The organism is Actinoplanes sp. GCM10030250 (assembly GCF_042666575.1).
Classification (GTDB): Bacteria; Actinomycetota; Actinomycetes; order Mycobacteriales; family Micromonosporaceae; genus Actinoplanes.
In genome coordinates this window covers 104,362-111,827 of sequence record NZ_JBHTDO010000035.1, presented here as the reverse complement: position 1 = coordinate 111,827, position 7,466 = coordinate 104,362, and the positions used below count along the sequence as shown (strand labels likewise).

7 protein-coding genes are annotated in these 7,466 nt (G+C 71.0%); 2 read left to right on the top strand and 5 right to left on the bottom strand.

All coding sequences use genetic code 11. The annotated features are described in order from the left end of the window. The first annotated feature begins 482 nt into the window (after window positions 1-482). Window positions 483-920: a CBS domain-containing protein gene (locus ACFQV6_RS34515; RefSeq protein ID WP_378031859.1), complete on the top strand. Its 438-nt coding sequence runs from the start codon at window positions 483-485 to the stop codon at window positions 918-920. 211 nt (window positions 921-1,131) lie between these two features. Here ACFQV6_RS34515 and ACFQV6_RS34510 read toward each other — a convergent pair whose 3' ends face one another. The 4 genes from ACFQV6_RS34510 to ACFQV6_RS34495 form a co-directional block, all read right to left on the bottom strand. Next, the gene (locus ACFQV6_RS34510) at window positions 1,132-1,404 is read right to left on the bottom strand and encodes a hypothetical protein (RefSeq protein WP_378031858.1); all 273 of its coding nucleotides are present in this window, start codon (window positions 1,402-1,404) and stop codon (window positions 1,132-1,134) included. A gap of 154 nt (window positions 1,405-1,558) precedes the next feature. After that, a complete protein-coding gene (locus ACFQV6_RS34505; protein WP_378031857.1) occupies window positions 1,559-3,235 on the bottom strand; it encodes a polysaccharide biosynthesis tyrosine autokinase in 1,677 nt (558 codons plus the stop codon). A gap of 58 nt (window positions 3,236-3,293) precedes the next feature. After that, window positions 3,294-3,914, bottom strand: coding sequence for a hypothetical protein (locus tag ACFQV6_RS34500; protein WP_378031856.1), 621 nt, complete (start codon window positions 3,912-3,914; stop codon window positions 3,294-3,296). Window positions 3,915-4,062: 148 nt separating this feature from the next. Then, entirely contained in the window at window positions 4,063-4,980 is a 918-nt protein-coding gene (locus tag ACFQV6_RS34495; protein WP_378031855.1) for a siderophore-interacting protein, read from the bottom strand. 163 nt (window positions 4,981-5,143) lie between these two features. Here ACFQV6_RS34495 and ACFQV6_RS34490 point away from each other — a divergent pair, with 163 nt between their 5' ends. Continuing rightward, complete coding sequence (locus tag ACFQV6_RS34490; protein WP_378031854.1) at window positions 5,144-5,611, top strand: response regulator transcription factor; 468 nt, start codon at window positions 5,144-5,146, stop codon at window positions 5,609-5,611. 175 nt (window positions 5,612-5,786) lie between these two features. Here ACFQV6_RS34490 and ACFQV6_RS34485 read toward each other — a convergent pair whose 3' ends face one another. Then, window positions 5,787-7,409: a methyl-accepting chemotaxis protein gene (locus tag ACFQV6_RS34485; protein ID WP_378031853.1), complete on the bottom strand. Its 1,623-nt coding sequence runs from the start codon at window positions 7,407-7,409 to the stop codon at window positions 5,787-5,789. Window positions 7,410-7,466: the final 57 nt, after the last annotated feature.

The window sequence follows — 7,466 nt, the reverse complement described above, 5'->3', positions numbered from 1 at the left end:
AGTAGGACGCCGCCGGACTCAAACATGAAAGAAAGGCCCACCCCGGACGGGGTGGGCCTTTCTTTTTGCCCAAAAACGGTCAAACTCGGTCCGCGGAACAGCACCCACACCCAGCCGGCTCACCCGGCCGGCCCACAGCGGGGTCCTGCGGCCCGAAAAGCACCCCTCACGCCCAGCTGGCTCACTCGGCTGGCGCCCAGGGGTGCCTTGCGGCCGGAAAGGCCCCGCTCACGGCCAGCTGGGTTGCTCGGCTGGCGTCCAGGGGGGCCTTGCGGGCGGAAAGGCCCCGCTCACGGCCAGCTGGCTTTGAGGGGATGGGTGTGAGTTGTTTTGGGGGGTTGGGGGAGTACTGAGTGTGGTTGGGGGGAGACTATGAGTGACGGGATTGGGGTCTGGGGGTAGTTGTGTGGGGTTTTGGGTTGACAGGGGTGGCTGGGTTCGGCATAGAAGTGGGTACGCGGGCCGGCTCCTGAGGAGGAACGATGCGGATCAGTGACATTCTCCGGGTCAAGGGTGAGCAGGTTGTCACGGTGCCACCGGACACCCCCATGGAGCGGCTCCTGGCCGTTCTGGCACAGCACAAGATCGGTGCGGTGGTGGTGTCCCGGGATGGGACGGTGGTGGACGGGATCGTCAGTGAGCGGGACATCGTGCGAGCTCTGGCTGCGCGCGGTACCGCGGTGCTGAGCGAGCCGGTGAGTGCGATTCAGACGACACAGGTGCGTACGGTCACGCCGGACGCGCAGCTGGAGGACGTCGAGCGGTTGATGACCGAGCGGCGGTTCCGGCACGTGCCGGTGGTGCTCGACGGTGCTCTGCGGGGCGTGGTGAGCATCGGTGACGTGGTGAAGAACCGGATCGACGAGTTGGAGACCGAGCGAACCACGCTGGCCGACTACATCACCGGGGACCGCACCTGACCGTGGTTTGACGCCGGCCGGGGCGGGTGCCCCGGCCGGCGTTCCGCTGCCGGGGGCAGTCCGGCGAGCGGGCGGGCGGCGTTTCGGGCGCCACCGCTGGTGAGGGCGGCGGCGGGATCGGCCAGCGGCCGGTTGGGCCGGTTGGGCCGGTCGGGTCAGTGGCCGGTTGGGCCGGTTGGGCCGGTGGCCGGATGGTCAGCGGCGGAGCGGGTCAGTGGCGGGTGAGCCGGGCGGTGAGCCGCTGGCGGCGGGTCAGCTGGGAGGCTGTGCGGCGGCGGGTGAAGTAGACGGCGGCGGCTACGGCGCCGGCCAGGGCCAGGGCTGTGGCTGCGACGGGGGCTGGATGGCGGCGGGCCGCTTGGCCGGCGGAGGTCGCCTTCGTGCGGGCGGTCTCGGCGGCCTGGCGGACTGTGCCGCTGGTCTCGGCGGGTACGGAACGGAGCTGCTCGGAAGCGTTGCCTGTCGTGGTCTGGTTCGTGGTCATCGCTCAAACCTCCTGGGATGCGCTGGCGGGGTTATGCCCTCTATGCCCCTGGTGTACCGGCGACCAACCATGTGTTGCGGTTCATTCATGCTCCAGGAACGACGCTAATCGGACACTGCGCCCGGTGTTGTCCATGAACTGACAGGAGAGCGGGTCAGCTTCGCGCGTCCTGGACCGCGGCGGGTTCTCGCGAATCCTGTTCGGATTCCAGCGGCTCCACCTCATCCTCGCGGGAGGATTCGGGCGGGTCGGACTCGGCTGGGGAGGCGTCCGGTTCGGCGGCCTCGGTGGCGGGGGCGTCGGGCTCGGGGGCGTCGGGCTCGGGGGCGTTGGGCTCGGGGGCGTCGGAGGCGGCGGCGGAGGTGTAGACCGTTGAGGAGCTGGAGGAGCCGTAGATGACGGGGACGGGATAGCGCTGTTCGTACTCGGTGTCGTCCTCGTCGTCGATGGGGAGGATGGAGGCGGGGCGGCCGTAGAGGGTGGGTGCGGGTGTCACCGGGGAGAGTTCGCGGGCGTGGGGTGTCAGGCCGCCGGCGAGTTTGGGCAGGTTGAGCAGTACCGCGCTGACGTTGCCGTCGACAACCTCGGCGAGTTCGGCCAGGGCGCGCCGCACAGAGGTGCGGCTGGTGCGGCGGAAGTCGCCGACCAGGAGGATCTGGTCGCTGAGGGCGGCGAGGGCGATCGCGTCGGAGGCGCTGAGTACGGCTGCGGAGTCGAGGACCACGATGTCGCAGTGTTGCTGCACCGCGTGCAGGACGTGGGCCAGCTGCGGACCCTCCAGCAGGTCGACGTGCTCGCCGGTGCGGTGGCCGGCGGGCAGCAGGCGCAGCCCGGGTACCGGCGTGCCGGCGAGGACCTCGGAGACCGTGGCGTCGCCGTCGAGGAGGGTGGTCAGGCCGTGCTCGCCGGGGACGTCGAAGGTCTGGTGCAGGACGGGGTGGTGCAGGTCGGCGTCGACGAGGACGACCGAGTGGCCGGCCTGGGCCAGGGCGATCGCCAGGTTGGCGGCGACTGTGGTGCGCCCCTGCCGGTCGCCGGGGCTGGTCACCAGGATCGTGGTGGTGGTTGTCCGCAATGACGGGTGCAGGCGGGTGCGCAGGTAGCGGTAGGACTCGGCGGCGGCGGAGCCGGGGTTGCGCAGCATCACGGGCAGGCCGGTGGCGGGTGAGTGCCGGGTCCGCCCGATCGTGGCGAGCACCGTGGCGCCGGAGAGCTGTTCGAAGTCTTCGCGGCTGCGGATCAGGCCGCGGCTGCGAGCGCGGATCAGGGCGGTTCCGGCGCCGAGCAGCAGACCGGCGCCGAGGCCGATGGCCAGGTCGGGGAGAAGCGGCCGGGAGTACGGCTCGGCGGGCAGGCTCGGCGAGGTGATCAGCTGGAGGTGGACCGGTGAGGGGTCGGCGGCAGCGGCGGTGATCGGGGTGTCGGCGCCGGCGTTGCGATATTGCAGGTACGCCTCGACGAGCGCGTTCGAGCGGACCTGAGCGCTCAGCCGGTTGTCCGCCGAGTAGACGAACCGCAGCACGTTCGCGCCCGGTACGAACTCGAGCTCCAGGTCGTCGAGCATCGCTTCCTTGGTCACGCCCATCCGCTGGGCGGCGGTCAGTGCCACGACGTCGGAGAGCACGACGGCCCGTTCGGTGTCCAGGTCCGGCAGGATCGGCGTGGTGCCGGTGACGATCCTCGCCTCGACCAGGACGTCCGCCTCCGAGCGGTACTCGGCGGGAACCGACTGGTTGACCCCGTAGGCGGCGGCGACCGTGGCGGCGGTGACCACGAGTGTCCACGGTCCGTAGCGGCGGAAGAGTCGCGCGGATCGTCCATAGATGGTCATGCCGGTGGCCTTCCCGGTGCCGTTCGTCGTGGGGGTGGATGGTGATCTCAAGGAGGGGCTATCGGACGACCGTGAGAGCGCGGCCGGGGCCGCCTGAGCCGGGGCCGCCTGAGCCGGGGCCGCCTGAGCCGCCGGGGCCGTTCGAACCGCCGGTCTCGGGGTGGCGGGAGCGGCGCACGGCTCGGGTGGCCAGGGTGAGCAGGGTGATGAGCACGGTGTCGCGGAGCAGTTCGATGAGGGAGCCCGTGAGGCCCGTGCCCGGGAAGACGATCTCGTGGAGCACCGCGCCGGCGGCTGAGGTGAGGGCGGCGGCGCCGGTGAGCTTGGCGAACGAGGAGCGGGAGCGGCGGAATCGGTCGCCGTGGCCGAGCCAGTAGCCCGGCAGCCAGCGCTGGAGGAGCGTTGCGAAGAGCAGCGGGGGCAGGACCGCCCAGACGGCGGCGGTCAGCGACATCAGCAGACCGGAGCCGACCAGGGTGGCGGCGACGGCGGCGGTGGTGGCCAGGGCGATGACGTCGAACCGGCGCAGCCCGAACCGGGTCTGGGCGACCATCCAGAGTGCGCCGGCGGCGATCGGCGGTAGGAGGAAGAGGTACGGGCCGAACGACTGGTTCGAGGCCCAGAAGATCGTCCCGTACGTGACCGCGAAGGCGGCGGTGCGGACGGCATAACCGTTCATGGCCCGAGCATCGGCGTGCCGGGCGGCGAGTTGAGCCTTCCGAGCGGGCCGGGCTGAGACGCGGCCCGTCAGGCTCGGCGGTGTGACGCGGCCGGTCAGGCTCGGCGGTGTGACGCGGCCGGTCAGGCTCGGCGGTGTGACGCGGCTGTCAGCACTCGGCCTTGCCCAGGCGCCAGTAGCCCATGAAGGCGACGGCGCGGCGGTCGACGCCGCAGGCGGTCACCAGGTGGCGGCGGAGGGTCTTGATGACCGCTGCCTCGCCGGCCAGCCAGGCGTAGAAGCCGTTGATGCTGGTGGTCTCGGTGGGGACCTCCCACAGGATGTCCTCGTCGACGTCCACGTCTTCGAGGTCGGCCGGGGTGGTGGCGGTGCAGTCGCCGAGGAGGCGGGCGGCGGCGGCCTCGACGGCGGGGACCAGGTGGGTGCCGTGCGGGGCGCCGTCGCGGGAGAGCCAGGTGACGCGGAAGCCGGGCGGGGCGGTGAAGTCGAGGCAGTCCGCGGCCTCGGGGACCTCGAGCAGGGCCTCGCCGCAGGCGTCGGCGGGGAGGCGCTCCAGGATCGAGGTGATCGCGGGGACGGCGGTCTCGTCGCCGACGAGCAGGATGCGGTGGGTGCCGACGGGCGGGTGGAAGTCGATGCCGCCGGAGGGGCCGGGGAAGTCGGCGTTGGGGCCCATGATGACGGCCGTGGAACCCGGGCGGGCCTCGGCGGCCCAGCGTGACGCGGGGCCGTTCACCCCGTGCAGCACCATGTCGACGTCGACCTCGCGGCGGTCGGCGCGGACGGCCCGGACCGTGTACGTCCGGATCGCGTTGCGCTGATCGCCGGGCAGGGTGCGCCACCGCGTGTACCAGTCGGAGCCGGTCGGCAGGTGGTCGTGGCCGGAGCCGGGTAGCGGCGGGATCAGCTTGATCCGCTGGTCCCATCCGTTGTCGGCGAACCGGTCCACGTCGTCGCCGGTGAAGGTGACCCGCAGGAAGTTCGGGCTCAGCCGGGTCACCCGCGCGACCTCGACCGGGAAGAACCGGAAGGGGGGCGCCTCGGTAGGCACGACGGTCTGGGTCACGGTTCGCCTCCCCGCGTCTGGTCAGGCACCCGTTCGGGACCCGCAATTAGGCAACCCTAACCTAACAAGGCGGGATCTCCGCAACCGGACTGCACCGGAGGGGATTCTTCAGTCGGCTCGGCGGCGCCCGATCGAGACGGGTCCGCGCACAGAAGGAGCTGACATGCCGCACACCTCGACCACCGCCCTCACGTTCAGCGATGCCCACAGCGGCGTGCTGTCGTGGCCGGTCGAGGCGTGGGCCGCGGCCCTGCTGCCGCCCACCGTGCTGATCGCCGAGGACGACGCCGAACTCCGTGACCTGATGGTCGCCGAGTTGCAGGAAGCCGGCTATCGGACCCTGGTGACCGACAACGGCCGCGCCGCGATGGCCCTGGCCGTCAACGAGCACCCGCAGCTCGTGGTGCTCGACGTGTCGATGCCGGGACTCGACGGCCTGGGCTTCTGCTACGAGCTGCACTCGTCGCCGCAGACCGCCCACATCCCGGTGATCATCGTCAGCGGGCGTGGGAGCCCGTCCGACATGGATCTGGGTCGCATGGTCGGTGCCGAGGACTACCTGGTCAAGCCGTTCGCTCCCGCCGACCTGGTCGCCCGGGTGCAGCGCCTGGTCCCTGCCCCGATTCTGTGACCTGCGGGTTTTGATCCTCGGTTTTGATCTGCGGTTTTTGATCGGAGGCTGACCACCGATCTCAGCCCGGCGGTGGCTGCACAGGCTGGAGCGGGCAGCTGATCGCTGCGACCCTCGAGAGCTGTCCGCCGGTCGTACAAGAAAGAAGTTGTCTTCAAGAAGTTCGTCCTGGGTGTCAGACGCGGAATCGCTGGACCACTTCGCGGAGTTCGCCGGCCACCTGGGTCAGTTCGCTGACGGAGGCGTCGGCTTCGCCCAGGGCCGCGGTGGTGGAGTGGGCGGCGCCGGCGATGGCGTTGATGCTTCCGGCGATGGTGGAACTGCCGTTGGCGGCCTCGCCGATGCTGCGGCTCATCTCGTTGGTCGTGGCGGTCTGCTCCTCGACGGCCGACGCGATGGTGACCTGGTAGTCGTTGATCTCGGCGATGATCCGGGAGATCTCCTGGATGGCGACCACCGCGCTCGACGTGTCGGCCTGGATCGCCTCGACGCGGTGGGCGATGTCCTCGGTCGCCTTGGCGGTCTCCTGGGCGAGGTCCTTGACCTCGGTGGCGACCACGGCGAAGCCCTTGCCCGCCTCGCCCGCCCGGGCCGCCTCGATCGTCGCGTTCAGTGCCAGCAGGTTGGTCTGCTCGGCGATCGAGGTGATCACCTTGACCACGTTGCCGATCTCCTCGGACGAGGTGCCGAGCTTGGCGACGGTGTCGTTGGTGGCCTGCGCCACGCCCACGGCGCTCGACGCGACCTGCGCGGCGTTGTTGGCGTTCTCCGAGATCTCCCGGATCGACGCGCCCATCTGATCGCTGCCGGCGGCCACCGACTGCACGCTCGCCGAGACCTCGTTGGCGGTGCCCGCCACCATGCCGGCCTGTTCGGCGGCGGCCCGGGACTCGGCGTCGAGGCTGCTGGTGATGGTGCTCAGCCGCTGGGTGACGTCGCCGAGCACCTCGGCGCCGTGGTTGAGCTGCCGCACGCTGGAGATCAGGCCCTCGCGGGCGCGGTTGGTGGCCTCGGCCATCTGTCCCAGCTCGTCGCGGGAGCGCACCTCGGCCGGGACGGTGAGGTCACCGCCGGCGACGGCGCTCAGCGCGGAGGAGACGGTCGCGAGCTGCCGTTTGATCAGGCGCATCACGCCGAAGCCGATGAAACCGGCCACCACGAAGCCGATGATCAGTCCCAGCAGGGTGGTCAGGCGGGCCTGCTGGTAGGAGTCGTTGCCGGCGGCGGCCATCCGGTCGGCGTCCTGTTCCTCCGCCGACTGGAGCTCGTCCATGGCGCCGTTCATCGCGTCCTCGACCCGGGCGAACTCGGGGAGGATCTGGTCGGGCGCGGGCAGCTCGTAACCGGCCGGCGGCGGCTTGCGGAAGATCAGGGTGTCGCGCAGCGCCCGGTAGTTCTGCATGGCGGCGGCGAAGGCGGCCAGCCGGTCCAGCCGGTCCGGCGCGTCCGAGGCGACACCGCGGTAGCCCTCCACCGCGGCGTCGATCTGCTGGTCCGCGGCGTCGGTGGCGTCCACGCCCATCTTCGTGAGCTGCGCGTCCTTGCTGGCGCCGCCGGAGTTGTAGAGCAGCATGCCGCGGAACATGCCGGTCAGCGCGTCGCGCATGTTGGCGATCTGTTCCATGCCGTCGATGTGGTGGCTCTTCATGGTGCGCAGGTCGTCCCGCAGCTGGCCCATCCGGTCGAGCGCCACCACGGTGACCGCGAGCGCGACGAGAGCGACGCACACCGCCGCCACGGTGCTCTTGATCAACAGGCTGCGGTCGCCGAGCAACCGCTCGAGCAGTCCGCGCCGCACCCCGCGCTCCGTGCCGCTGCTTCCCGGCTGCATCGCTTCCCCCGTCATTTTGTGCGC